The following is a 26367-nucleotide window of genomic DNA, read 5'->3' on the forward strand; positions in this document are numbered from 1 at the left end:
AATAGTGTGCTACGTTATTTAAAGAAGTGACTTTAGCGCTTCTATCACCTTGGGATCATCCCACTCAATGGCGGCATTGACGCCGTAACGAATCTTGCCCTGTGGATCAATAATAAAAGTGGATGGAAAGGTGATTACCTGCCATTGTTTGGCAAACTCGCCATTGGGATCTAATAGCACTGGAAATTCAACATTAATTTTTTTCAAAAATTCTAATACAGTGTCTTTTTCTTCCGCATAATTAATTGAAATTAACTCAAAGGGCAAGCCGGTCATTTGTACTTTTAAGCGGTTTAAGGAAGGGATCTCTTCTACGCAAGGGGGACACCAGGTGGCCCAAAAGTTAACGATGGTAATTTTTCCCTGATAATTATTTTTAATGATTGCTTTGCCATACACATCATTTAAGTGAATCTTCAGTGGAGTAACTTTTCCGCTATAGGTTTTCAAAGAGCGATCAATATCACGCTGATTGCTTTGCATTGTTTTAATTGGAATTGCATTGAGTGGTAGTTCATGTCTTTGCAGTAAAGGCAGTATTTTTTTTATGTTTAAGGGTAATAAATTCAGTTGTTTTTTTATGGGCGGTGTAGGTTCTTCGGCATAAAAAAGTGCCATAACATTTGGTAAATATTTACTATAGACGGGGTTGTTATTCGTTTGTAATTGCGCTAACAAAGTATCAAACTGGCCAATATTACCATTCTTAGTGGCCTGATAAATCATAATCGGTATGTTAGTCGCCGCAACCACTGGCATGTATTCAGGCGCTAGACCCAGTGCCGGGATATAGGCATAGAGATTGGGTGAAAATAAAATGGCACCAATGAGATAAGCGTCTTTGGCTTGTTTTTTCTGCCATTGGTTGACACCTCGTAAGACTGTAATAGCAGCATAGGAGTCACCGGCAAGAATAATTTTTTTGCCAGTGCTTTGATGGGCATACTCAATAAGTGCTGCGGTGATAGCACCATTATGCTTTTTTGATGACTGCAAACCCTGAGGCATGAATAATGATTCACTGATGTCAGTTTGCCAAACTTCAATGTTTTGTTTGGCTAATGCTTGAGCTAAGCGAAGGTGGCTAGGACGTAGACCATATTCAGGGGCTAGCCAGAGAATTAAATAATTGCCTGATGCCGGGAAAGTCTCAAGGGTAATTTCGACTTCATCGGCTAGTGCTTCTGATAGCTCTTCTGTTAGGGAAGGAATGCTTACGACGATTTCTTTAGCCAATGCCATTGTTGTAAAAAATAAAAAACTGATAAACAATAAGCACTGACGTGATTTTTTTATGGATAAATAGCTACTTACAAAATTGCTTTCAACGTCCCCCTTCTTTAGGCGGGGGACTGAGGTTCTTGTTTCTTTCATAAAAAAGATGCCATTCCTTTAATCCGTTTTATGTGAATAAACCTGCATGATGGTTTCCAGTTCTTTGACAATTTTATCCTGTTCTATTTGTGGGATATTATTCAGTTCACTGGCGTTATTACCCTGCCTATGCTGATTGATAAATTGATAAACATAGTCACAACCCTGAGCACAAATGGTTTCAATCACTTCATCATATTGAAAGGGATCGACATCTTCATTTGTACCGAACCAGAAGCCCATTCCCTTATCTAAAAATTCCTGATAAGGCAGATAGTGTGAACCATCACAGGAGAAGTTCAGGCTGATCATGCCATTGACGATATTAATCGAACCGGCACGTAAATAAATAGTTTCATCGGCGAAGCGTAATTGACGAAAATATTCAAAGATTTTAGGAATGGCTTCAGTGGGAACGCTGGCCAGATCAGAGTATGGTTGACGAGGATAGGCCAGACAAATATCAGGATCATTGAGCTCATTCATACTCAATAAACGATAATTATAGGGATCATCGATCAGCCAGACCGTCGTCCGACTGCTGGAAAAGTGAAATTTGCCATGGAAAACGCCATGTTCACAAATCAATGCCTGCATCAGGGCGAGCACATTATCAATATTGTTATCCATATCACTTTGCATACGTTGCTGGGCAAATAAGCCACTGCGAATAGCGGGATCACCTTTGATTTGTTGCCATTTGTAGTTTTCTTTATACAAATGATTCGTTCCCGGCAGTTCGCGTAAGTCATAATCTACGCCGAGATAACCAATAAGTTGTTGCTGTGCATCTTTGATGACATGAATGGCTGTAATGGATGGACGCTTATTATGCTTGCTGATATAAGCTTCAGATAAGGCAAATTGTTTCTCGCTAAAATCATGTTGCATATAGGGTCGTTGAGAACGATCCCGACCGAGACTCTTAGCCTCACTGCCATCGGCAAAGATTGTCTGAGTGATCTGTATTCCCTGTGCATCCATGACATAAAGGTATTTGCAATGTTGAAATACCGGAAAGGCTCGATGTAAATGCGTCTCTAAGGCGGTAGCATTGTGTATGTCAGATGCGAGCTCCAGAACGAGCTTACAAAGAGGGTGCTTTAATAGATCGACTAGTATTTTGCGCTGGGTTGATATGGTTTCTTGTAGTATGCTTCTCATAATGACTCTTCATCGGTACAAATAATTAGGTATATACCCATGATACTTGGAAATGCAGACTTCGTTCTCTTTATTAAGAGATGTAATTTAAAGCCTCAATCATGTAGTATTTATACGCCCAGAATAAGTGCCCTTGGGGTACAATCAATCGGCTCTAAATCAAAATGCCTCGCTGCATTTCCAAGTATCACGGGTATTAGGATCATTTTTGCATATTATTACAGTTTTGTTAAATTGAATGACGCTTTATAAACTAAATTGAATGGATTTTTCATTGATTAACAAGCAAATCCTTATTTATATGCTTTTTATTTCATCGAGCGTTACTGCTCAGATGCGTACAATTCAATATACGGCATCCGAGTTAGAATTGAGAGCATGCCAACAATTTTCTTTTGCTCCTGCCATTGACTGGACTTGCTCACATACAATTCGTTTTACTCCGACTACAAAAACACTCATAGCTGAAAGTGTTCTTAAAGAAAAGAACCAACAAATGATGCACTTGCTTGAGCAGGCGGATGATTATTTGGCTGATGAGGATTATGCTCAGGCTGAATTAGCCTATCGGCAGGCGATAAAACTCCGGCCAAAATCGAGTTTAGTACGGATAAAATTGGGCTATTTTTATACCGAACTGGATCGTGATGCAGATGCCTTGCAGAGCTTGCAATACGGCTTAGAGGCAATACCGAATAATGCCGACATTATTCATGAAATGGGCTTAATTCAGGTGCGCCTCAGGCTATTATCAAAAGCCATTGTGTCATTGGCAAAAGCGGCTATTCTAGCACCGGAAAACCCACACTATAGCTATGTTTATGGCATTGCCATGAATTCCTATCAGCGCCCTGAAGAAGCGCTGGATATTTTGCAACAGGCTTTGTTACGTCATCCAATAGACAGACCCATTCTCAATGCCCTAGTTGCGATTAATCAGGATAATAATCATTTTCTCGAAGCTATTTCTTATGCTGAGCAATTATTGGTATTGGAGCCGGAAAACCCTGATTATCAGGCTCTAACGCAGCATTTAAAAATATTGATAAATTCGGATAAAAAATGAGAATTGAGCTGTAGTCTGATACAATTATCTTTTTTAACCTAAAGCAATAAGAGCATTATGAGCAGAAAAACAATCAAAATCGCAACCCGTAAAAGCCCATTAGCCTTATGGCAGGCCTATTTTGTCCGTGATGAATTATTAGCCAGACATGATGATTTAGACGTTGTATTGGTCAAAATGGTTTCCAAGGGGGATAAAATCCTCGATGTTCCATTAGCAAAAGTCGGTGGTAAGGGCTTGTTTGTTAAAGAACTTGAAGAAGGCTTATTAGCCGGTGATGCCGATATTGCGGTGCATTCAATGAAAGATGTGCCTGTAGAGTTTCCTGACGGTTTGGGCTTGGCGGTTATTTGCGAACGTGAAGATCCACGTGATGCCTTTGTGTCCAATACTTATGCCGAGCTTGACGAACTGCCTCAGGGGGCTATTGTCGGCACTTCCAGTTTACGCCGTCAGAGCCAACTACTTAAATACCGCCCTGATTTACAAATTAAATTTTTACGTGGTAATGTGAATACTCGCCTAAAGAAATTAGATGATGGCGACTATGATGCGATTATTTTAGCCGCCGCCGGTTTAATTCGCTTAGAGATGAAAGATCGCATCACCAGTTACCTGAGCACAGAACAAAGTTTACCCGCTATGGGGCAGGGCGCAGTAGGCATTGAATGTCGTGTGAATGACGAACAAACCAAAGCCCTAATTGCCAGCCTAGCCCATGAAGAAACGACCATACGTCTAACCGCCGAACGTGCTTTAAACAAGCGTCTTGAAGGCGGTTGTCAGGTGCCTATCGGCGGTTTTGCAGAGTTAGACGGTGACCAACTCTCCATGCGTGCCTTTGTGGGCTCACCGGATGGTAAGCAATTAGTGGAAGGGAGTGTTTCCGGTCCTGCAATCAATGCTGAAAAAATGGGCATCGCCCTCGCCGATGATTTGTTATTGCGCGGTGCTAAAGAAATTTTAGCCGAAGTTTATAAAAATGGCCTTTAAATAAGGTTCGTTTTTTACTAAAAATAATCATATTAGCGAAATTCTTGACAGTTTAAGCATCAAAGCTATACTCAATATCATCATTGTCATTAAAAAACAAAATATGTTATTGAATGAATATGTCATTGAATAAATAGCGAGTGTGGTATGCAAAGAAAGTCTTATGGATTGCGATTTTTATTAAAACGATTGTCAAAAATATCAGTTTTACTCGTTACTTCTCTATTGAGTTGCAGTGTTCTCGCTGAAACCGAAGTCAAGGATGACTTATTTGAACTTTCCCTGGAAGATTTAGGCGAAGTCACCATTGCCACCCGCACCTCACGTTCTATTTCTGAAATTCCCTCTACCGTTTATGTTTACAAACAAGAGCAAATTCGCAGCCATGGTTGGAATTCCTTAGCTGAACTTATTCAGGATGTGCCGGGCGTTGATGTGGTCAATAAAGGCGGCCGAGGAATGACCTTATCCGTTCGTGGTGTCGGTGATTTGAATTTTCATGGCAGTAAAACCGTGGTTATGATTGATGGTCATAATGCCTCTTTTTCCAGCTTAAGCTCTCCCGGTTTTGGCGGTTTTATGAATCAGTATGATATTCTCAATGCCAAGCGTGTTGAAATTCAAATCGGCCCGGGTGGAACCTTGCATGGCGCGAATGCCTTCGGTATTGTGATTAATATTATTACTATGGATCCAGAGGATATTGATGGCATTGAAGCTGACTTTATTTATGGCTCACAGGGTGAATATATGCCCTCCGTTCGTTTTGGCTCACGAGAAGGTGATCTGGGATTTTTTCAATCCTTTAGTTCTTGGTACCAAAATGATTCTAGGCTGTCTGAAGTGGCAATTTCACGCAATAATGATGGTTCAAAATTATATTATGATAATGATTTATTCGAAGAACAAACATCAAAAAATATCGATCTGCATGGTTATATAGATTATGACGATAAGCTGCGAGTGGGCTATCGCTATTCAAAAGTAGATGGTGGGCGTGGTACGTCCTTGCTCTCGACCGAAAAAGGCAACCTTTTAATTGAACAGCCAATGGTGTATTTAGATTTCAGTACCGGCTTAAGTGATAGAGTTACCTATACTTTGAGTAGTCATTATAAAAAGTCGAAAATGACTGATGCGGACGATAATTACTTTGTGGATAGTACGCGCAATCTGGTTGGCAGTATTCGACAAGAATCCAATTCATTTGTTGTCGATAATCAATTTACTTTTTTTCAAAACAATGAATTAACCTGGGTCGGTGGCTTGTTTTTAGAGTATTCTGATCAACGTTCCAGTTCAGTTAAAGTGACCAGAAAAACGACTGATCCGGATGATCTTCAAAAAACCGAACTAAAAGATAAAGAAGACTTTGACAACATGGCCACTTATGCACAAATGGAGTGGATTCCCAATGATGAATTTTATTTGGTCACTGGTTTTCGCTATGTTGATAGTGAGAACCAATATCCTTCTGAGTTGATCCCAAGACTGGGTATGCGCTATGTTTTAAACTCACAATGGATGGCTAAATTCAATTATCAAAAAGGCTATCGACCACCAGCAGTCAGTGATGGTAAACAGCGTGGCATTACCGTGGCAGGCAATTCCGATCTAACCTCTGAAACCATTGATAGTTATGAGTTAAGCTTAGTCGGAAATCCACATCCTCAAGTTGGCATAAGAGCGACTTATTTCCAATCAAAAGTCAGTGATTTAATTGCCCTGACGGCCTATAACGGTACGGGTAATTTTACCAGCATTACTGATAATGTGGGTCAAATTGATGTGAATGGCATCGAATTTGAAGTGAACTATGAAATTAATGATAAATTAAAGATGGAAAGCACTGCGATTTATACCGATAGTGTGAATAATGAGACCGATGAAAGAGTGCGCACTGTGGTGCCGTATAAACTTAATTTAACGCTTATCGCGCGGCCGGTAGAAAACTGGGAACTCGTCTGGGATAACTACTTTCGTTGGAATCCAACCACAGATGAAGAGAATGCCCTGTATCAGGGTGAAGATGCAAAAGATTGGGTACTGAGCAATTTAACCGTGACCAATAAGCGCTCGTTTAATGTTAAAGGTTTAAATTTAATGTTATCTATACGTAATATGTTTAATCAATCCTATGGCCATGTTGATCCCCGCACAACACTCTCTAAAAGGCCTTTTTTGACTTCCTATCATCCACAGGAAAAAATTAATGTTATGATGGGTGTTAATTACCGTTTTTAGTTAGATTAATTAAGGAAACCGCAGGCTTGATATTAACGCAAAGCCTTTTTTGTAAAGTAGTTAGCCATCCGATGTATCGGCGTGGTGGGCTATTGTTGCAAGTTACACTATTCACAAGTCTGATATTATTGTTTGCCAGTGTCTCAGCGGGTGGTTCCAGTTATAAAGTCAAAGCAGCCTACCTTTACCAGTTCACAAAATTTACTCAATGGCCGAATGAACTCTTTAGTGATAAAGATGAGCCAATACGCATTTGTGTGCTAGGTAGAAATCCATTTGCTAATCTATTAGATGGATTTACCAAAAAAACCTCACAAAAACGTCCTCTAAGTGTTGAATACCTTTCATCATTGGAAACAATTACCCGTTGTCAGATTATCTTTATCAGCCAATCAGAAGAAAAGCGTTTGGCGCAAATTTTCCAGCGGCTGGCACATGTTCCGGTGTTAACTGTGAGTGATATAGATGGTTTCGCCCGCCGAGGTGGCATTATCGGATTTGTTCCCAAACTTAGAAAAGTCGGCATTGAAATTAATGTAGAGGCCTCAAAAATAGCGGGTACCAAGCTTAGTTCAAAGTTACTCAAAGTTGCAACGCTGGTGCCGGGTCGCTTGGCTCTAAATGGCAGTGGGGTGAGTCCGCTATGAAACAAATGTTACAGAATATGCAGATAAAAAATAAGCTGATCATTATTATCATGTCGATGGTAATTTTCAGTTTACTATTGGTGGGTTCCGTACTTATTGTCACCGAACGTTATATATTAAAACAGTCAATGGCTGATAAACTAATGACTGTGAGTCATATTATCGCAGATGGTAGTACGGCGGCATTGAGTTTTGATGATCAGCAAGTCGCAACCGAAGTACTTTCGGCACTGGAACATGAATCCTCTGTGATGCTAGGGTGTATCTATGACGAGTCGAAATTACTCTTTGCTGCTTATGCAGGCAAGTTAGAGCCTCATTGCCCAAGTACACCGGGGAATGAGGGCTATGAATTTTTGGGCGATAGTTTTGAGCTTTTTCAACCGATTGAACTAGATGGCGAGATAATAGGTACGGTTTTTCTACGCGCAAGTCTGCACCGCCTCAATTCTCATTTGATGCAATTTATGGGACTGGTTATTTTTATGACGATTTTGACTGGAATCATTACCTTGTTTTTAGCAAATCGCCAACAGGCTATTATTTCAAAGCCCATTTTAGCACTGGCTCAATTCGCCAAAAAGATTTCATTGAATGCCGATTATAGCAGTCGCTTACCACAGGGCTTTAATGATGAAATGGGTACATTAAACCGTGCCTTTAATGATATGTTAGAGCAAATTTATCAACGTCAACTAGCACGGGATAAAGCCGAAAAGGCCTTGAGTGAACGGGAACAGGATTTAGTTGTTACGCTCAATAGTATCGGTGATGCCGTCATAGTGACTGATGTTGATGGTAAAGTGACGCGTATGAATCCGGTTGCTGAACGGCTCACTGGTTGGAATTTTAAACAAGCTCAGTCTCAGTCTCTTAAGACCATATTCCCAATTGTAAATGCCTCTACCAGAGAGGAAATTAATAACCCTGTAGAGAAAGTCATTGCTACGGGAGAGACGGTTTTTTTAAGCAATCATACGACCCTGATTGCTAAAGATGGTACAGAGCTGCAAATCGCAGATTCGGCCGCACCTATTCGCAATGAAAATGATGATATTCTGGGTATGATTCTAGTTTTTAATGATGTTACCGAAGCCTATCAATTGCGTGAATCAGCGGCAAAAAGCAAACGTGATTTACAGGCTATTATGGATAACACGCCAGCGGTTATTTTTGTTAAAGATATTGACGGTGGATTTACTTTCATTAATCGAAAAATTGAAAAATCATTCTCGATTCAGCGCGATATTATTATAGGCAAAACCCTGGATGACATTTTTAGCCAGGATATTAGTCAAGAAATGCATTCTAGTGATCAGGCGGTTTTATCATCCGGTAGTGCGATGCAGTTGGAAGAATTTTACCCCCATGAAGATGGCAATCATGTTTACTCAGTGATTAAATTTCCCTTGTTTGATGAAGAACAGCATATTTATGCCATTTGTACTATTGCAACCGATATCTCTGATCGTAAACAGCAGGAAGAACAATTGCAGCGTAGCCAAAAAATGGATGCCCTAGGTAAATTAACGGGGGGTATTGCTCATGATTATAATAATATGTTGGGTATTATTATGGGCTATGCAGAGTTGTTAAATGAGCAGCTGAGTCATGAACCTAAACTGTCTAAATATGTTAGTGATATCGAGCATGCTGCAAGACGTGGTTCAAAGTTGACAAAGAAGTTGTTGGCCTTTACCCGGCATAAGAGATCGGATGCTCATCAACAGAACATTAACACTTTGTTGTTAGAGCAAAAATTAATGCTGGAAAAAACCCTGACGGCGCGCATTACTTTGGATCTTGACTTAGATGATGGACTCTGGCCGGTCTGGATTGATGGCGGGGATTTAGAAGATGCTATTATCAATATAAGCATTAATGCCAGCCATGCCATCGAAGGTAATGGTCAACTCACTTTTCGTACCCATAATGAACAAATTACCGAAATGGATGCACATTTATTACATCTCAATGCCGGTGATTATGTACTGTTGACGATTACTGATACCGGTACGGGTATGGATGAAGCAACCAAAGAAAAGATTTTTGATCCCTTCTTTTCGACCAAAGGTGAAAAGGGAACGGGCTTGGGCTTGAGTCAGGTTTATGGTTTTGTTAAACGCAGTGGTGGTGATATAAAAATTTATTCAGAGTTAGGACATGGTAGTCGTTTTTCTCTGTATTTCCCACGTAGCTATCAAGAAGAGGCTGAGAATAAGATAATGACAGACATTGACCTGACCAATTTATGTGGTCACGAAACACTATTGCTGGTAGATGATGAGCAGGCATTGTTGGAATTAGCTCAGGATATTTTGGTTGCCCAGGGCTATCAAGTGTTGATAGCGAGTGATGGTGAACAAGCTTTAAAAATTTTAGAGCAACAAGAAGTTGATCTAATGCTCTCCGATGTTATTATGCCCAAAATGGATGGTTATCAATTAGCCGAACAGGTACACAAGCTTTATCCTCAGATAAAAATACAGATGGCCAGTGGTTTTGCAGATGGACGACATATTCATGTTTCAGATGATTCGTTGTCTATGAATATGCTCTATAAGCCCTATACTTCAAATACATTGCTTGTGCATGTGCGTAAACTATTGGATGAAGATAATAAGTTAAGCGATAATAATACATTGAATCAGACGCCACTAGACCCCATTAAAATATCATCAACAATATTAGCTGAAAAGGAAGAGTATGAAAGTCATGCTCAAGCAATGAATATGGAAACAAAAACTGACAATCAAGATGCAAAATGTCGCATTTTAGTGATGGATGATGAGGAGGATATCCGCGAATTATTTAGCCTCATTTTGACAAAGTTAGGTTATGATGTCATTGAAGCGAATGATAGTGACGAAGCGATTGCCAGTTATAAGCAATCACTTGAAAAGGGTAAGCCCATTGATGCCTTAATCGTTGATTTGAATATTCCCGGTAGCATGGGAGGCAAAGAAATGGCGGTGATTATCCGTGAGTTAAACCCTAAAGTAAAAATAGTGGTTTCCAGTGGTGATTCAGGCTGCTCTGAAATGACACACTATCAGGAACATGGCTTTGATGGCGCATTGGAAAAGATTTTTGATAAGGCAAAAATTCAACAATTGTTTACCCAATTATTAGCATAAATGCTTGGGTTAAGTGAATGCTTTATTGCCGGAACATGATTTATTCTGGATTAATCAGCTGACACACTTCTTTTATCCCCAATAAAATTCGAGGTGTGTGGCGCACTAAATGATCGGGATTCGTGGCATAGAGCCGGTTGTTTTTTACTGCACTTAAAAATGCCCATTGTCGCCAGCGATTTAACCAGACTTTAGATGCATCAGCCATGCCTGTGGCAATGATGATTTCCGGATCGGCAGAAAGAATTGCCTCAATCGATGGGTTGCTGGTTAAGCTTTTTGTCTGAGCAAAAATGTTTTCCCCACCGCAAAAACTAATCACCTTAGAAATTAAATGTGCCTGATTAATACTCATGACGGGCTTATTCCAAATTTGAATAAACACCCTTGGCTTGCTAGCGGAATTAAACAAATTTTTCTTGTTGTTATAATGCTGTTTTAAGTGGTTAAATTCTTGGGTGAATTCATTGGCATTTTGATTCGCGATGGTTTCGGTTGCCATGAGTTTTCCGAATTTTTTTATAGTCTCTGGAATGGCCATAAAATCACTGGGTTCACTGACATAAACGGCTAAGCCTAAGTTTCTTAGTTGTTCTATTTGATGTACGGGATTGCCACTTTTCCAAGCCACAATTAAATCAGGTTTTAAGAGGAGAATTTTTTCCATATCTAAGGCATTGTAGCTGCCTATCTGTTTCAATGATTTTGCTTGTTCAGGGTAATCGCTATAGCTCACAACCCCTTTAATTACCTTTTGACCACCTGCTGCATAGATTAGTTCAGTCAATCCGGGAGAAAGGCTAATAACGCGTTTTGCGGGCTGGATTAAGTGTAATAGATAGCCACTATCATCCTTTATTTGTATGTCTGCTTTGGCATGATGGCTGGAAAACCCCAAGAGAAAAAATAAGCTAAACACTGACGTAGATAAACGGGGTTTTAAAATATTTGACTGCATTTATGGTTTCGCCAATGGGATAAAGAGTCGATGCTGTGCATCGTCGATTTGATGAATAGGGCAGTCATAGAGTTGGCTTAAATTGTCCTGCGTTAATACTGCATCTGTCTCCCCTGACAAATAATGGCCATCATTAAAAAGTAAGAGTATGTGATCACAAAAACGATAGGCCAGATTAGGCTCATGAATGACCATAATGCCGCATTGCTGCCCCAAAGAAAATTTGTCTTGCAATAGACTGAGAATATTTAATTGCGCTTTAATATCAAGGTGATTAACCGGTTCATCCAATAGGTAATATTCGGGGTTTTGAGTCAGTAAGGTGGCAAGGTTTAGGCGTCTTTTTTCACCACCGGATAGGGTGCTTACCTGTCGATGAGATAAGTGTTTAAGTTCAACCAAGTCTAAAGCATCCAGTGCTATTCGTTGGTCGGACTGGTTTAGCCATTGCCATTGTTTAATATAGGGGTGTCGTCCAATAAGTGCCGCTTCAAGGACGGTTGAGGGAAAATTATATTCATATTCCTGCAACATCATGCCCATACTTTGTGCCAACTCAAAGCGTTTTATATGCTGAATGTTTTTTTTGTCTAAGGTTACTGTACCGGAAGTATGAATATGTTTGTCGTCATGATTTAAACCAATCAGGACTTTTAGCAGGCTGGTTTTACCGACCCCATTAACCCCCATAATGCCCCAAAATTCCCCCGGCTTAAAGTCAATGTTTAATGCCTTACAAATATTTTTATCGGCAATAGACAAACTGAGATCATTGCATTGTAGAGTCATTTATTGACTCCTTTTTAACAAATAAAGAAACAATGGCACACCGATAAGTGCTGTGAGTATTCCCACGGGTAATTGCTGGGGGGCCAGCAGTGTTCTTGCCAGGGTATCTGCAATAATTAAGAGTGAACCACCCATTAGCGCACTGGCCGGTAAGAGTAAGCGGTGATCAGTGCCAATGACTAAACGCATTAAATGGGGAACCACTAAGCCAACAAAACCAATACTGCCTGCCAGCGTAATTGCGCCAGCAGTGAGTAATGAGGATAGAAAAAATAGGGTGTTGCGTAATCGTTTGGTGTTAACGCCCAAACTACCTGCTTGTAAGTCACCCCAGAGAAGAATGTTCAGTGAACGACTGATGCTAAGAGTCGAGACGAGACCAATGAGAAGAATAATATAGGCAGGCAATAAGGGGCGATCATAGGATAAATCACCCATCAGCCAGAATAACATGCCATGGATTTTTTCCGGAGGGGAAATGACTAAGACAAAGCTAATCAATGCACCCCAGCCAGAGGCCAGAATGATCCCCGTGAGCAATAGACGAGATATAGTCCAGCTACCGCGACTATGCGCAAAGGAAAAGACCAGAAAAATAGACAGCAAAGCGCCGATAAAAGCACTGCCGGTTAGCCAAAAAGTATTGAGGCCTAAGAGCATGGCCAATAAAGCCGCGAGGGCAGAGCCACCGGAAACACCCAGCACATAAGGATCAGCGAGAGGGTTTCTTAATAGCACCTGCATCAATACCCCAGCAAGTGATAATAAGGCACCCGCAGCAAAGGCTGCCAATGCCCGTGGCAGACGTAAATCAAACACTAGCGTGTGATGTAGTGGCTCTGCAGAGGCATCCATTAGCGCCATCAGCTCTGCCAGTGTCAGGTTGCTTGAACCAGTGACGAGAGCAAAAATGAAGCTAGCAATCAGCAGTAGAAAAAGACCGCTTAAAACAAGAAATGGATGTTGTGCCAATGATTATCCTCTGTTACATCTCATAATGAATAGAAGTGAAAATAAAACGATCAGGCTGATTACAGTCTATTCCACCACTTTGAGTGAGTACATATTGCTTATCAAAGAGATTGTCAACTTTGGCTTTGAGCGTCCATTGTTGATTGATGCTCCAAGCGGCTCTAATATTCATTAAACCGAAACCCGGTAGTTGTTCTCTCTCATTGGTTTTATTAAAGCGTTCTGAGCTAGCAGTGACGGATGCCCCATAGCTGAATGCCCCTGAAGAACTGTCCAGTGAAATGTTTAGATTGCGTTTGCTTCTACGAGAGAGCATTTTGCCTGTTGAATCATCGATCGGATCAATGAAAGAGGCATTTGCACCTAACTGCCAACCAAACAATTCCGTAGCGACTGTCAATTCGACACCATCAATATTGGCTTCGTCTACATTCTCCATCATACTGACAGCAGGATATGAGCTCACGTAAGTGATTAAGTTTGTGACTTCTGTAGCAAAATAATGGGCTGTCCAGAGCGTATTGCCCGTGGTGATTTCTACGCCAAAATCAAATGTCTTTGACTCTTCAGGTTTTAAATCCGGATTGCCCGAATAAAAAGCATCAGCGGGCCAGTACATATCGTTAAATGTGGGTGCTTTATAGGCTGTGCCATAAGACGTTGTGATACGCACGTTTTTATCAAGATTAAAGCCTGTTCCCATATTCCAAGTATTGTGAGAACCAAAGGCTTCATTGTCATCATAGCGTACAGATACCTGGGTATTAAAAATATCCCCCAGATATTGATATTGAGCAAAAACAGCTTTATTCCAACGACTCTTTTCTGAAAATTCAGTGCTGCTATCGACTTTGTCATCCTTATAATCGATGCCAAGACTTAATAGATCATAATCTCTGATGGTGATGTCATTTTGCCAACTGAGTAAATCGGTTTTGGTATTAAATTTTGATTGGGCTGTACCAGCACTGAGCTGATTATACTGTTTGTCGTAGTTCCGACTCAGTTTAAGATGTGTCGTCCACAAGTCAGAAAGGCTAAGATCAATTGTGCCACTGAGTAGTTGCTCAGTGAATTCAGTACGGGTGTTTTTATTACCGTAGCCATCATATTCATTTTCACCCTGACTGCGTAAAAATATGCCTGATAATTTCAAGTCATTATTTACTTGATGGCCTGCATTTAAGGATAAAGAATAATTTTCGTACCCATCGTCGTCTTCGTCAGCCGCATTGGCTGCGGGTGAAGGCCAGGCAAATTGATGACCGAAAAAATCATAGCCATCAGTATTAAAGGCTGATAGTCCTCCGGAAAAATAGGATTGCTCATTGCTATTCGCGTAGCTGGCAGTCACTTCTCTAGTATTATCTGAACCATAACCTGCACTGGCAGTAATGTTTTTCTGGCTATCTTTTTTGGTGAAGATTTGAATAACGCCACCAATAGCATCTGAACCGTATAGGCTGGAGCGAGGACCACGTACAATTTCTATGCGTTCGACCTGTGATAGCGGAATGTATTGAATAGCTGTTGTGCCACTGGTGGCAGAGCCTATAGGTACTCCATCAATCATATAAAGTACATGATCAGTATTTGTGCCCCGTAGAGAAATACCACTATTACTGCCAAAGCCACCATTGCTGGTAAGACTAATACTGGGCGTTGCCCTTAATAATTCACTGAGAGAACTTGCTTGAGTACGTTTGATGTCTTCCTGACTGATAATGGTAACGGGTGCCAATGTTTCATCAACCGTATTGGCTGTTCGAGTGGCAGTTACTACTATTTGTGGCATGTTTTCACTGGATTCAGCTTGAACAATAGCCGGTGTGAGAAAAACACTTAAGGTAGAAACAGAGAGAGCTATTTTGAAAAAAGGTGATTTATGAGTCATGATTGATCCCTTAAAAACACACACCCCGTGTGTAAAAATTAATAAAAATAAGGTTATGTTTTTATGGCAGGTCTCCGGGCTTATGAAGGACAAATAAGTCTGATAACGCCTTCCCATATTATTTGTAACACAATGTTTATAAAAACGTTTATAAAAATGTTTATAAACAAGTGTCATACAGTGGCTTTGTTATCGTACAATCAATTACCGTTGCGGGGGCAGCGTTGGTTTTTCACCAACTTCCCAGTTATATTGCTATTAAAAAATAGTAATAAAACGCCATAAAATCGCAGGTATTCTAGTTGGCTAGGGTATAGCTGTCAATTAATAAATGCATGACTATCTCTTAATAGTTTTTTGCAGAGGTATAGAACTATGATGTTTTTGGTGAGGCAGGGCAGGGAGGTAAAGCAGATAATGATTGCTTCAGTTTCTAGTCAAAATAAAGCTTGGCGAGTAAGGTAGCAAAGTCATCGGCTGCGACGGGGCGACTGAAATAATATCCTTGCATGAAGTCACATTGATGTTGCTTTAAAAACTCAACTTGTCCGCTACTTTCAACACCTTCAGCGACTACTTTCAGATTTAGGCTCTTGGCCATTGAGATGATCGCAGAGGTGATCATCATATCGTCCTTGTCTTCAGGAATATCTAACACAAATGATTTGTCTATTTTGAGTGACTCTAGAGGGAATTTTTTCAGATAACTTAATGACGAATAGCCGGTGCCAAAATCATCGACGGAGACATTGATGCCCATTTCAGAGAGCTCATTAATAATCGCAATGGTTTGTTCAATATTGCGCATCATAATTGTTTCGGTGATTTCAAGTTCCAGATATTCGGGTTTTAATTGAGTTTTATGTAAAATATCGGCAATCATTTGACATAAGCCTTCTTGCATAAACTGTAGACTGGATAAGTTGACCGCAATGCGAGTCGGTTCAAGGCCAGCGTCTTGCCAGATTTTATTTTGTCTACAGGCTTCATTGATGACCCATTCACCAATGGTAAAAATTTGTCCGGTCTCTTCGGCGAGACTAATAAAATCATCGGGATATACCATACCCAATTCACTTTGCTGCCAGCGTATTAATGCCTCGGCAGCAACAATCTTATTGTTATGGGTATCAATTTGTGGTTGGTAATGCAGTTGAAATTCGTGGTTTTCAAGTGCCTGATGAAGTTTTAATTCTAAGTCTAAGCGTTTTTCACTATGGGAACTCATTTCTTTCAGATAAAACTGGTAATTGTTTTTACCCATGTTTTTGGCGTGATACATCGCGATATCAGCATGCTTCAAAAGTTGTTCTACATTATTGCCATCTCTAGGGAAAAGAGCGATGCCGATGCTGGAAGTGACGTATACTTCATGGTGTTTTAAATGAAAGGGTTGAGATATATGCTCTAATATTCGATTGGCAACAAGTCCTGCGGATTTTTTATTTTTTATATCGTTGAGTAGTAAGGTAAATTCATCACCCCCTAAGCGTGTGACAAAGTTCTTTGAGTCAATGAGACTGCCAAGGTTAAGTGAATCATTCTGGCGCATTTGCTGGGTCAATCGTTTTGAAACCTGTTTTAATAGCTCATCACCGACATCATGGCCTAGGGTATCATTAATGCGTTTGAACTCATCAATGTCCATAAATAGGATGGCACCCGTGGTCTGATCTTTTTTTGATTCTTGAAGGGACAGTTGCAGACGTTCTTTAAAAGTGGTTCTATTGGGTAATGTTGTTAAGGAGTCGTAATAAGCAAGATAGCGAATTTTTTCTTCTGAAGCTTGGCGCTTTAATATAATACGTACAACAATAATGTAAATGAATATACTTATTAACCAATAACTAAAAATCGTCAGTAAACTAATCATCTTTAGATTAATGTCACGCTCAAGATTTAGCTGATAATCTTGACCATATACTCTGAATTTTTCAACAAAAACAAACTGAGTCAACGATACTTTAAAATCGATTTCATTTGTCTTGTTGTCACTGAATGCTGCCCCGGATAAATTGTTTAAATTACCCTTTAAATTGAATTTTTTCAAATCAAGAAAGGCGATAAAATTATTAATGTCAATTTTGAGTGCCATCAGCCCATATAGCATATTGGTGCGTTCAGTTTTGCTTTTTGGTGGATATCGACCTAAATATAATGTTTTTAACATTAATATACTGGGTTGTTTGAAATCTAAATCATGGGTTATTTTAGAGGCGGCAATCTTGCCGCTGTCAATGGCATGGTTGATGGTTGATATTATGTTTGCTTGTGAATAAATATCGATACCTAATAAGCGGGCAGAGATTGGTGTCATTGGTTCGACAAAGTTTATGGGTAAAAAGAATTTTTTTTCATTCGTATCATGTTTGATTAATTGTAAATTGATATAGCCCTGTTTATTCATTCGTTGCTCAAATTTATGGACAGCGTTAGGACTTACTTTTTCCATGCCAATAATTGCATCGACAAAGGGGTAGGCTTTGAGCATTTGTTCAGAAAAACTACTTAACTCTGCCTGGTTGAGATGATCGCTGGCATGATGTAGGCCAGTTAAAGAAATAAGAATGGTTTCGACACTGGAAATTTGTTGGCCAAGCGTACGGTTGACATTGGATACATCAGCTTTAAAATCTTCATTTAAGCGTTGTAATGTGGCTATACTTAACCGGACACACAACTTAAAATAACTAAAAGATAAAAAGTGTGACCTAAAATGAATGATCAAACAAAAAAACCGAATAAAAGCTATACATCAGAATTTAAAGAATCAGCTGTCAAATTAGCTAATGAGACGGATCAATCCGTTTCTCAGACTGCCAGGGAGCTAGGTGTTAATGTAAATACTCTACATACCTGGATCAGTAAATATTCCAAACCGGTGAAGACGGTAGCCAATAGAAGTGATGAACACATTTATGATGAAGTAAAACGTCTGAAAAAAGAATTGGCAAAAGTGATTCAGGAGCGTGATTTATTAAAAAGGCCACAGCGTACTTTGCAAGGGAAACTTTGTGAAGTACGCATGGATAACTGATCAGGCTAAAGATTACCCGGTAACGATTCTGTGCCGTTTTATGGATGTTTCCCGTAGTTGCTATTATGATTGGGTTAGCTCTCCTAAAACGGATAGAGAGAAAGAAAATGAAGCGCTTACTGAGCAGCTAAAAAACTGTTTGAAGACAGTCGCAAGACTTATGGAACCCGTCGTCTTAAAAGAAAACTGGCTGAAAAAGGCGTTCATATAAGCCGCCGGAGAATTGGTCGATTAATGAAAAAAGCCGGTTTGTTTTGTAAAACGAAGAGACGCTTTAAAGCGACGACTAATTCCAAGCATAATAAGCGTATATCTCCAAATTTACTGGAAAGAGAGTTTACTGTCTCTCAACCTGATCGCTACTATGTGGGTGATATTACCTATATTGCCACCAAGGAAGGCTGGTTATATTTAGCGGTTGTCATTGACTTATTCTCTAGGCAAATTGTTGGCTGGTCGATGGATGAGCGAATGAAAGCCAAGCTAGTCAATGATGCTTTACTGATGGCCATATGGAAGCGTAAACCAATGGATGGATTGCTTTGGCATACTGACCGAGGTAGCCAATATGCCTCTGATAGTCATAGAAAAATATTGTCGGATCATAACATAATTCAGTCTATGAGCCGCAAAGGAAATTGCTGGGACAATGCTGTATCAGAGAGCTTCTTTCATAGTTTGAAAACTGAATTGACGCACCATTGTCGATTCAAAACCAGAGTAGAAGCAAAGCAGGCAATATTTGAATATATTGAGGTATTTTATAATCGGGAGCGACTTCATTCGGCTAATGATTATTTGTCACCAGTCGATTATGAAATACAGCAGGAAATAGCTTAAATCGATTGATTGAAGAGGGGTAAAAGGCGACATAAATGCCGCCCATTACCGTTGACGGCCATCGGCTCCTCAGCCTGTGCCGTGAAGATATTGTAACAGGATCATTACCGTTGTGAAAATACCTTGGGTGAATGGAACGGCTCTATCGTTCCAGAGGGCAAAGCCCTTTCTCTTCATCTGTTTAAAGTTAACATGAGAAACTAAAATGATAGGAAATACAAAATGACAAAAATCACTTGAAACAGCCAAAAAAATATTTAGAAAACTGTCCGGAAAAGTGTTGACACATCATTGATACTCCATAAACAAAGATAGAGCAATGGCGATAAATGAAAAAATAAGTGCGCCTAAAATTATTTTGTAGTTGTTTTTTATGGTCATTGATGTATTTTTATTATTCTAGTGATTAATCATTATGCATTGATGTTAGGGGATTAATGTTTTACTTTTTTTGATTTTTTATTCAGTGATAATGGGATTTTGATCGTGGTATGTTTTAAAATAACCTCATTGATCCAAATATCCCACTTTCTATTGGATACAATGGGAATGTCTGAAGGTTTTGCACCGTCAAGAATATACAAGGCAACCTGACCAGCCCATTCGCCCTGTTCTTCGGGTATTTTAGTTAAGCCTAAAATCGTATAAGGAACCATCCAGCCTTGAATGGTCACACTTAATTTTTGTGTGTGCTGATGAATGGTGTCTAAAATGGTCGTCTTATTCCAATCATTGATGCCGGCATTGCCACCAATGATAACAAAGTCATAATTTTGTGCTTCGATATAAAAGTCCATCCATTCTTGAGCCGTTGTTGCCAGACCTTTTTTAATTTGAATGTTGCGTATTTTTGCCTCTTCTTCAAAACGAGAAAAATTTTTTCTTTCCGTTAAAACATCAACTCCTAGATAAAATACATTATGAGGCATACCAATCACCGCTGATACTTTATCAAATAGCTCCATGATGGGGGCGACCTCAACCATGCCAGTGGCATTGCTATAAGGGTAGCCATAGGCATCGACAGTCCAGTTTATGCCACAAAAAACAAAGGGAATGTCATGATCTTTAAAATAAGGCTGTATGACATAGCGAGAGGCGTTGTCATCAGAAGCAATAACGACATCAGGTTGCCATGAAAGAATCAAGTCTCGGGCAATTAATCCGGCCGCTTTTTTAAAGGTTTCATCGGGATTACGCTTGGTGTCCATATTAAGCTGTTTAATTTCACACTTGCCCTCTAATTGAGAGCGTAAGCCTCTTTCTACGCCATCACTCCATTCATAACCCTGATGATAGGAGGCGATATACAGGCATTTTTTAGCGTGAACAGATTGACTTAAGATGAGTGATAATAACAAAAAAGATAAAAGAATGACTTTTTTCTTAATAAGCAATTTCTGATTAAATATTAAGCTCATAAGATTTGTCCCTAAAATTTTTCCTGTTGTTACAGTCAAAGCTACTGTTAAAATGTATTCCATGTAATTTGTATGTGATTATATCATATTAATAATAGTTATATTTGAAGTTTTTTTCTGTGAATAAATAAGTATATAGGGAAGACTTTATCTTTTATTGATGTGCGTCAAGACCAAAAGCATAGAAAGGGCGTTAATATGTGAAATAAAATAATACTAAATAATAGGAGAGTGTTTATGATTTCTAAGAAAATTAATTTAATAAAATTCAATTCAATCATTATTGCCGCGATACTAAGTGCCTCGTTTTATACCTCAACCGTGCAAGCAAGAGAGTTTAAAGTCAATTGTAGCTCGGTGGATGATTGTATGATGAAGGGCGATAAATTAACCAAGAAAAGAAAGTTGTCCTTGGCTTTAGAAGCCTATCGTAATGCTATTAAACAAGATATTAGCAATAAAGATGCATGGCGTAAGTTTGAAAAAGTCGTTGTGCGTATTTCAGAAGAGGGTGGTTGTTAAGATCGACCACAATCTAATTGTTAACATCTTAAAGTAATAGAATAAAACAGGTAAAACAGCTAATAAAATACTGTCAATAATATAAAGTAAGGATCATTTCATGTTAAGTCTGCGTAAACAATGGCCATTTTGGATCAGCGGTGTTTTTGTTGGTGTCGCTGAAATCATGAATTATGTGGTGCTAGAGAAACCCATTGGCTTAACGACAGGCTTGGTGGAAATGACCGCCGCATTTGAGCAGACAGTCGCCCCAGGCATTGACTGGTGGTCTCGTGCTTATGATCCCAATGTTCACTGGATTATTATTGGGGTTGTGTTGGGTGCTTGGTTAGTCGCACGCGCCGAGGGTGAATCACGCGGCTGGGTGAAATATCCTACCAAAGAACTCATTTTGGCATTTGTTGGCGGTTTTGTTTTTAGCTTTGGTACTCGTCTGGCTCATGGCTGTACCACTCATCATTTTCTCGGTGGCTTGCCTTCTATGTCCACTGCTTCATTATTATATTTAACCACTATCCTCCCTGCGGGATTTTTGACTTTTTATCTCATGAGTGTGATGAAAATTGGCCATGTCTTTAAAGGGCAGGAAAATCGTTCAACCTCAGAACTGGGCGCCAAGCAGGGTGGTAAAATGGCACTTGATGGCCTTGCCTGTGAAGCCAGTCGAGACTATAACCCAAACCGAGACTGGCTAAGAATAACCATTCTGGTCTTTATGTTTGCATTTTTTGGTAATGCTATCGTGGGTTCCTTTGTCTATGGTACCGAAGATGGACTCTTTGGTTGGAACTATGCCATAAGCTCTATTGGTTGGGCGATGATGGTTTGGTTTTTATTGATTGGTCTGGTTGCCGGTGTCGGTATGGCCAAAACCGGTTTCGGAACAGAGTGTGCCTTTATGACCCCTGAAATCTCCATGGGGCTTGAGCACAAAGAAAATTTCTTTGAGAAGAAATGGCGCATTCCCGGCTCAACCCGTTTTATGTTTCGCTCTATGTCACCTTTCACGGCAATTTTTATTGAGATCCTATTATTATGGGGGGCAATTATGATTGGTTGGCAGTTCTATGATATTAAACTGCCTTTGGGTATGAACCCTACTTGGGTTCTATTATTAGGTGCGGCTTTTCAGGGCTTTGGTTCAGTGGCGATGATTGGTTGTGAGATCCGTACTTATATGCGCTTAGGTCTTGGCTATATGACCGCTGTAGCTGCATTTCCTGGTTTCTTGTTAGGTTACTTACCTTATACTTTATATCAAGACTTTTGGGAAGATCTTGCGCGTGATACCACTATTACTAAAGTAAAACATGTGCCTGATATATTTAGTCATGATCCTACTATACAAGCCTTTGTTGGTTTGGCTTATGGAATTTTAGTCGCAGGATTGTTGTATTGGAGTATTAGGCGCGGTATGCGTTTAACGGGCTATAACTTTAAAGATTTAATGTCTAATAATAATGATGATTTGGCCATCAAATATTTTTCACGCTTTGAGAAAAAATAAAATAGGAGTGCTTGTTATGCTAAATCGGAGACAAATATTACTGGGTGCAGTCAGTAGTTTATTGTTTCCACCTTGGGCAATGGCTAATTCAGAATCAATTGTGAACTCTAATAGTAAAACATTGGACTGGATAGGTTTTAAACAACAAATGGAATTATTATCAAGGTTTGAAGACAGTCATTCTATAGCACAAAATGAATTGTCAAAACAAGGTTTAGACTTGTTATCACAGCTTGATATTAATTCCAGCTCATTTAAAAATGCGGTGGAGCAGTCTTACGAAAGTGGTAATCGTTATTGGTTGTGGCAACGCTTAATGAAACGCGGCAATATTAATGGCGGCATTCTTAATATTGACCAATCATCGATGGTGCAATTACATGATCATCCCGGTGCAACGGGTATGGTTCGGATTATCAGTGGCGCAGCTGAAGTGTGGTTGTTCGATGAAAATAAAAAGTATCTTGATGAGAACAATAATGAAGTTGAACTCATGCGAGTTTCACGCAAGATTTTAACAGAGGGTGATACGGCAGTATTAAGCCCAAACAAGGGCAATATTCATGCTCTGCGTTCAATTTCAAAAGAATGCCGAATGTTGGACTTTTTTATACCACCGTATCAGAGGAGTCAGCGGAGTTGGTTTGAACCGTTGGCAGATAACTGGTTTGACCAGAAAAATATTCGCTGTCGAAAAATTTCACAGAATGAATATACTCTGGCCTGATTATTAAGTTTTATTTTGTTAATCAATGGAGAACAATGATGAAAACGAATAGGATCTATATGCAAACAAAACAGCTTCTTGCCATGTTGATGAGTATCGTGCTATTGATGTCATTTTCAGGTGCTATCATGGCCGGTGACTTTGCTAACTTGAGTAAGAAAAAGCAAACGACCTTAGGGCTTTATATGACTTCATCGCAGGCTTATGACTATACGATGAAAAATATGGACAAGACCTTGTTTCTTGATGTGCGTACGCCTTCAGAGCTGAATTATCTCGGGGTAGCCAGTGTGATGGATGCCAATGTACCGACTGATTTTATGGACTCCAGTGCATGGGATAGCAAGAAACGTCGTTATAGACGTCAGCATAATGATAGTTTTGTGGCTGATGTTGATGCCCGTTTAAAAGCCAAAGGACTGAACAAAGATGATACGGTTATTCTTATGTGTCGTTCAGGTAAGCGCAGTGCTAAAGCCGTTAATGTATTGGCAAAGGCAGGTTATACCAAGGTGTATACTGTGGTTGATGGTTATGAGGGTGATAAGGTTAAGAAAGGTGAAAATAAGGGTAGGCGGATGAAGAATGGCTGGAAGAATTCTGGCTTGCCATGGACTTACTCAATGGATAAGGATTTTATGTATATCACAAAGTAAGGCTTTAAGTTAAAGCACAAAAGTGGGGTGGACAAGGCTTTATCTGCCCACGCTGACTCATTGACACCTTCAGCGTGGGCAGATAAAGCCGTGCCCACCCTACAGATGCAAAATCCTAATTCACATTGATGCGGGTTTTTGCAGTACCCAAAACATCACCTGTCACCCAATGTAAATATTCCACAGTAACTTCATAAGTACCGCTTGATGTAGGCTCAAAGATACAGTCATAGCGCTCTGCTGAACAGGATTCAAGTTCAGTGACTTGGATCGGTCTAGGTAATGCGCGACCATCAGACATGTGTACCGTCGCAGTTAAACCGCCAAAGTTAATACGCTGAGGAAGATAACCGGCACAAATATAGCGAACCAATAAGGTTTCACCCAGATTCATGTTCACAGCAACGGCTGGATCAGTCAGGGCAGAACGTGCACCATCAACACCTGTGATAATAAAATAATCAGGGTTCAAATCATTTAAACCCACATCACCACCACAAGTACCTGCAGCCCAGTCTAAATTATGCCAGGACGAATCAAATTCATCACAGGCCCAAATGGCTTCCACGTCATAGCTAGGACCACCAGAAAACAATGTACCTTGACCCTCAGGTGGATCAATAATAAGCGCACCATACATACCCATTTCAGCATGTAATACCGTATTGGTATGACAATGATAAAAATAGGTGCCAGCATGTGAGGCTTTCCATTGGTAGGTATAATTGCCACTGACATCAAAGGAATAATGACCCACACCATCATTTTCTGTGCTGGGTTCAATACCATGATGGTGAATAGTGTGTTTCCACATATTGCCCATGACGTTGAGATTGACATGCACGACTTGACCTTGAGTGACGCGAATTGCCGGGGAGGGGAATTGCCCCCCCATGCCACCCATGCCTCCGCCACCATCAGTAAAGCCCCAGACAGTGACACTTCTGCCATCATCCATACGCATACTGCCATTCATATAGATGCCACGGTTAAAACTAATATCCGGCGTGACTTCTCCGATAGTTGCAGGGGCGCCAGGGTATATGTAGCAAGCACCACCCATTCCTCCGCCACCGCCAGTGTTTCCACTTGTTGTTGTGCTACCACCACCACTTCTGCTACTTCTACGCATAATATTATCCCTCTTATTCGAATGAAATCGTTGTTGCTAAACCAAATTGATACGAACCACCACCTGCTGTTTGAGTCATTTCATCATGGCTATGCATGGGGAAATGCCCCTTTGTTACCGGTGGCCAGGCATCAGGTGGTGTTTCAAAGGGATAGATAACATCGAGACTGCCGATATTGTTGGGTAAATAAAGTGTGTCTTTTAGCCAGACGTCATCGCGAATAGTCCCATTGCGGGTTAACCATTCAACATGGTTGGCATGAAAGTGCATCGAGTGTGAACATAGGCCAGCATTTTGTATGCGCACCAAGGTACGATCACCAATTGAACCTACCAGACGTGTATCAGGCGCATAGCCTGAGTCTATATCGGGGTTTTTATAATCAGGATGACCCGGCACGCGCATGCTTTGACCATTTAAAGTAAAATAATTTGGCTTAAAGGCACTTGTGGGCGTGTTACCATTGCTAATGGCATTGTGCCAGATTGAGTCAATATCATTGGTAATCCAAGAATATTGTTGCACAAAGGTAGGACTGCCAGCATAAACCTCATTGTCGCTGCCAGAAGGCATTACGGCTAAGCAACCATGTAAACCGACAAGACGATTATAGGGTGCATTGAGCGCATCATAATACATTTGTGTGCCGACATTCATGGCCACAAATTCAAAGTTTACTGTGGTACCTGCAGCAATCACACCGCTGTCAATAACGCCATCAATCACAAAACTGTGATCGGTGCTAAGCAGGTTGACAATAGTAATGGCAACCGTATCGCCTTCTTGTACGATCAGTTGTGCACCTGGTACATTGAGGCTGGATGAGTTTTCACTATAGCCTCGAAAATAGACATCAACGCCATCCGGTTGAGTGATTGTCCCCTCTGTAATATAAAATGTTTTAGCAATTGTTGCTGCATGTGCTCTAGCGGTCCAGCTTAATAATCCTGTACTACTAAACATCACTCCTGCAAGTCCAGCTCCTCCAGACTTAATAAAGTTTCTTCTATTCAAAATAAACATCCTCCCGTTTGTGTTTATATGGAATTTAAGAATACGGTTATTACTTGTTGTTTTTTTTTGTCAGTAATAACCGTCCTTTTGTTCTGTTTTATAAAATTGAAATTGCTTGATTGTTTGTAAGCAAAGTAAATGCTTATAAAACATGCATCTGAATATACAATGATTTGCATCAATTATGTTGAAATAAAAAAAGATCAAGACTTTTGTATAGATAAAAAATAAATAAATTATACTTAAGTCTAAAGGGTCTATATTGTATGACT

General features: G+C 40.0%; 19 protein-coding genes, 1 pseudogene and 1 riboswitch. Of the genes and pseudogenes, 10 read left to right on the forward strand and 10 right to left on the reverse strand.

The genetic code is table 11. The annotated features are described in order from the left end of the window. Window positions 1-18: 18 nt before the first annotated feature. Window positions 19-1374 (reverse strand): TlpA family protein disulfide reductase, encoded by a 1356-nt coding sequence (locus tag JEU79_RS08655; RefSeq protein ID WP_198263790.1) that lies wholly within the window; start codon window positions 1372-1374, stop codon window positions 19-21. Window positions 1375-1392: 18 nt separating this feature from the next. Continuing rightward, window positions 1393-2538, reverse strand: coding sequence for a PDC sensor domain-containing protein (locus JEU79_RS08660; protein WP_198263791.1), 1146 nt, complete (start codon window positions 2536-2538; stop codon window positions 1393-1395). Window positions 2539-2800: 262 nt separating this feature from the next. On the opposite strand from JEU79_RS08660, the gene JEU79_RS08665 reads away from it, so the two are divergent. From JEU79_RS08665 to JEU79_RS08685, 5 genes are all read left to right on the forward strand, one after another. Further along, a complete protein-coding gene (locus tag JEU79_RS08665; protein ID WP_198263792.1) occupies window positions 2801-3604 on the forward strand; it encodes a tetratricopeptide repeat protein in 804 nt (267 codons plus the stop codon). A 57-nt stretch (window positions 3605-3661) separates the two neighbouring features. Continuing rightward, on the forward strand, window positions 3662-4597 hold the full coding sequence (gene hemC / locus JEU79_RS08670; protein ID WP_198263793.1) for a hydroxymethylbilane synthase: 936 nt from the start codon (window positions 3662-3664) through the stop codon (window positions 4595-4597). 147 nt (window positions 4598-4744) lie between these two features. Continuing rightward, window positions 4745-6841, forward strand: coding sequence for a TonB-dependent receptor plug domain-containing protein (locus JEU79_RS08675; protein WP_214660535.1), 2097 nt, complete (start codon window positions 4745-4747; stop codon window positions 6839-6841). Window positions 6842-6933: 92 nt separating this feature from the next. Beyond that, window positions 6934-7488, forward strand: a complete 555-nt coding sequence (locus tag JEU79_RS08680) for a TOL_0243 family YfiR-like periplasmic protein (RefSeq protein WP_198263795.1) — start codon at window positions 6934-6936, stop codon at window positions 7486-7488. Further along, the gene (locus JEU79_RS08685; protein WP_198263796.1) at window positions 7485-10625 is read left to right on the forward strand and encodes a response regulator; all 3141 of its coding nucleotides are present in this window, start codon (window positions 7485-7487) and stop codon (window positions 10623-10625) included. Before JEU79_RS08680 ends, JEU79_RS08685 begins: the two co-directional genes overlap by 4 nt. 40 nt (window positions 10626-10665) lie before the next feature. Here JEU79_RS08685 and JEU79_RS08690 read toward each other — a convergent pair whose 3' ends face one another. From JEU79_RS08690 to JEU79_RS08710, 5 genes are all read right to left on the reverse strand, one after another. Beyond that, window positions 10666-11583, reverse strand: a complete 918-nt coding sequence (locus JEU79_RS08690; protein ID WP_198263797.1) for a cobalamin-binding protein — start codon at window positions 11581-11583, stop codon at window positions 10666-10668. Further along, window positions 11584-12372: an ABC transporter ATP-binding protein gene (locus JEU79_RS08695; protein WP_198263798.1), complete on the reverse strand. Its 789-nt coding sequence runs from the start codon at window positions 12370-12372 to the stop codon at window positions 11584-11586. Beyond that, complete coding sequence (locus tag JEU79_RS08700) at window positions 12373-13344, reverse strand: FecCD family ABC transporter permease (protein WP_246540122.1); 972 nt, start codon at window positions 13342-13344, stop codon at window positions 12373-12375. Window positions 13345-13357: 13 nt separating this feature from the next. Beyond that, entirely contained in the window at window positions 13358-15238 is a 1881-nt protein-coding gene (locus tag JEU79_RS08705; protein WP_198263799.1) for a TonB-dependent receptor domain-containing protein, read from the reverse strand. 48 nt (window positions 15239-15286) lie between these two features. Continuing rightward, window positions 15287-15537: riboswitch (cobalamin riboswitch) on the reverse strand. 134 nt (window positions 15538-15671) lie between these two features. Then, window positions 15672-17918 (reverse strand): bifunctional diguanylate cyclase/phosphodiesterase, encoded by a 2247-nt coding sequence (locus tag JEU79_RS08710; protein ID WP_198263800.1) that lies wholly within the window; start codon window positions 17916-17918, stop codon window positions 15672-15674. 36 nt (window positions 17919-17954) lie between these two features. Between JEU79_RS08710 and JEU79_RS28455 the strand changes: the two are divergent. Then, window positions 17955-19115 (forward strand): annotated as a pseudogene (locus JEU79_RS28455) (IS3 family transposase). Between the two features lie 434 nt (window positions 19116-19549). Here JEU79_RS28455 and JEU79_RS08730 read toward each other — a convergent pair. Then, complete coding sequence (locus JEU79_RS08730; protein WP_198263802.1) at window positions 19550-20536, reverse strand: ABC transporter substrate-binding protein; 987 nt, start codon at window positions 20534-20536, stop codon at window positions 19550-19552. A 237-nt stretch (window positions 20537-20773) separates the two neighbouring features. Between JEU79_RS08730 and JEU79_RS08735 the strand changes: the two genes are divergently transcribed. From JEU79_RS08735 to JEU79_RS08750, 4 genes are all read left to right on the forward strand, one after another. After that, window positions 20774-21058 (forward strand): hypothetical protein, encoded by a 285-nt coding sequence (locus JEU79_RS08735; protein WP_198263803.1) that lies wholly within the window; start codon window positions 20774-20776, stop codon window positions 21056-21058. 100 nt (window positions 21059-21158) lie between these two features. Beyond that, complete coding sequence (locus tag JEU79_RS08740; protein WP_198263804.1) at window positions 21159-22565, forward strand: YeeE/YedE thiosulfate transporter family protein; 1407 nt, start codon at window positions 21159-21161, stop codon at window positions 22563-22565. Window positions 22566-22581: 16 nt separating this feature from the next. Further along, window positions 22582-23292 carry a cupin domain-containing protein gene (locus tag JEU79_RS08745; protein ID WP_198263805.1) on the forward strand — a complete coding sequence of 237 codons (711 nt, stop codon included), beginning with the start codon at window positions 22582-22584 and terminating at the stop codon, window positions 23290-23292. Between the two features lie 38 nt (window positions 23293-23330). Continuing rightward, on the forward strand, window positions 23331-23948 hold the full coding sequence (locus tag JEU79_RS08750) for a rhodanese-like domain-containing protein (protein ID WP_198263806.1): 618 nt from the start codon (window positions 23331-23333) through the stop codon (window positions 23946-23948). A 115-nt stretch (window positions 23949-24063) separates the two neighbouring features. Here JEU79_RS08750 and JEU79_RS08755 read toward each other — a convergent pair whose 3' ends face one another. Then, window positions 24064-25080 carry a multicopper oxidase domain-containing protein gene (locus tag JEU79_RS08755; RefSeq protein WP_198263807.1) on the reverse strand — a complete coding sequence of 339 codons (1017 nt, stop codon included), beginning with the start codon at window positions 25078-25080 and terminating at the stop codon, window positions 24064-24066. Window positions 25081-25093: 13 nt separating this feature from the next. Beyond that, the gene (locus JEU79_RS08760) at window positions 25094-26044 is read right to left on the reverse strand and encodes a cupredoxin domain-containing protein (protein ID WP_198263808.1); all 951 of its coding nucleotides are present in this window, start codon (window positions 26042-26044) and stop codon (window positions 25094-25096) included. Window positions 26045-26367: the final 323 nt, after the last annotated feature.

It is taken from the genome of sulfur-oxidizing endosymbiont of Gigantopelta aegis (assembly GCF_016097415.1).
In the GTDB taxonomy this organism is placed as follows: Bacteria; Pseudomonadota; Gammaproteobacteria; order GRL18; family GRL18; genus GRL18.

What these genes read in the sequence shown, in the direction of transcription:
- JEU79_RS08655 (WP_198263790.1), bottom strand. Translation starts at nt 1,374, where the DNA reads ATGAAAGAAACAAGAACCTCAGTCCCCCGCCTAAAGAAGGGGGACGTT.
- JEU79_RS08660 (WP_198263791.1), bottom strand. Translation starts at nt 2,538, where the DNA reads ATGAGAAGCATACTACAAGAAACCATATCAACCCAGCGCAAAATACTA.
- JEU79_RS08665 (WP_198263792.1), top strand. Translation starts at nt 2,801, where the DNA reads ATGGATTTTTCATTGATTAACAAGCAAATCCTTATTTATATGCTTTTT.
- hemC (WP_198263793.1), top strand. Translation starts at nt 3,662, where the DNA reads ATGAGCAGAAAAACAATCAAAATCGCAACCCGTAAAAGCCCATTAGCC.
- JEU79_RS08675 (WP_214660535.1), top strand. Translation starts at nt 4,745, where the DNA reads ATGCAAAGAAAGTCTTATGGATTGCGATTTTTATTAAAACGATTGTCA.
- JEU79_RS08685 (WP_198263796.1), top strand. Translation starts at nt 7,485, where the DNA reads ATGAAACAAATGTTACAGAATATGCAGATAAAAAATAAGCTGATCATT.
- JEU79_RS08690 (WP_198263797.1), bottom strand. Translation starts at nt 11,583, where the DNA reads ATGCAGTCAAATATTTTAAAACCCCGTTTATCTACGTCAGTGTTTAGC.
- JEU79_RS08695 (WP_198263798.1), bottom strand. Translation starts at nt 12,372, where the DNA reads ATGACTCTACAATGCAATGATCTCAGTTTGTCTATTGCCGATAAAAAT.
- JEU79_RS08705 (WP_198263799.1), bottom strand. Translation starts at nt 15,238, where the DNA reads ATGACTCATAAATCACCTTTTTTCAAAATAGCTCTCTCTGTTTCTACC.
- JEU79_RS08730 (WP_198263802.1), bottom strand. Translation starts at nt 20,536, where the DNA reads ATGAGCTTAATATTTAATCAGAAATTGCTTATTAAGAAAAAAGTCATT.
- JEU79_RS08735 (WP_198263803.1), top strand. Translation starts at nt 20,774, where the DNA reads ATGATTTCTAAGAAAATTAATTTAATAAAATTCAATTCAATCATTATT.
- JEU79_RS08740 (WP_198263804.1), top strand. Translation starts at nt 21,159, where the DNA reads ATGTTAAGTCTGCGTAAACAATGGCCATTTTGGATCAGCGGTGTTTTT.
- JEU79_RS08745 (WP_198263805.1), top strand. Translation starts at nt 22,582, where the DNA reads ATGCTAAATCGGAGACAAATATTACTGGGTGCAGTCAGTAGTTTATTG.
- JEU79_RS08750 (WP_198263806.1), top strand. Translation starts at nt 23,331, where the DNA reads ATGAAAACGAATAGGATCTATATGCAAACAAAACAGCTTCTTGCCATG.
- JEU79_RS08755 (WP_198263807.1), bottom strand. Translation starts at nt 25,080, where the DNA reads ATGCGTAGAAGTAGCAGAAGTGGTGGTGGTAGCACAACAACAAGTGGA.
- JEU79_RS08760 (WP_198263808.1), bottom strand. Translation starts at nt 26,044, where the DNA reads ATGTTTAGTAGTACAGGATTATTAAGCTGGACCGCTAGAGCACATGCA.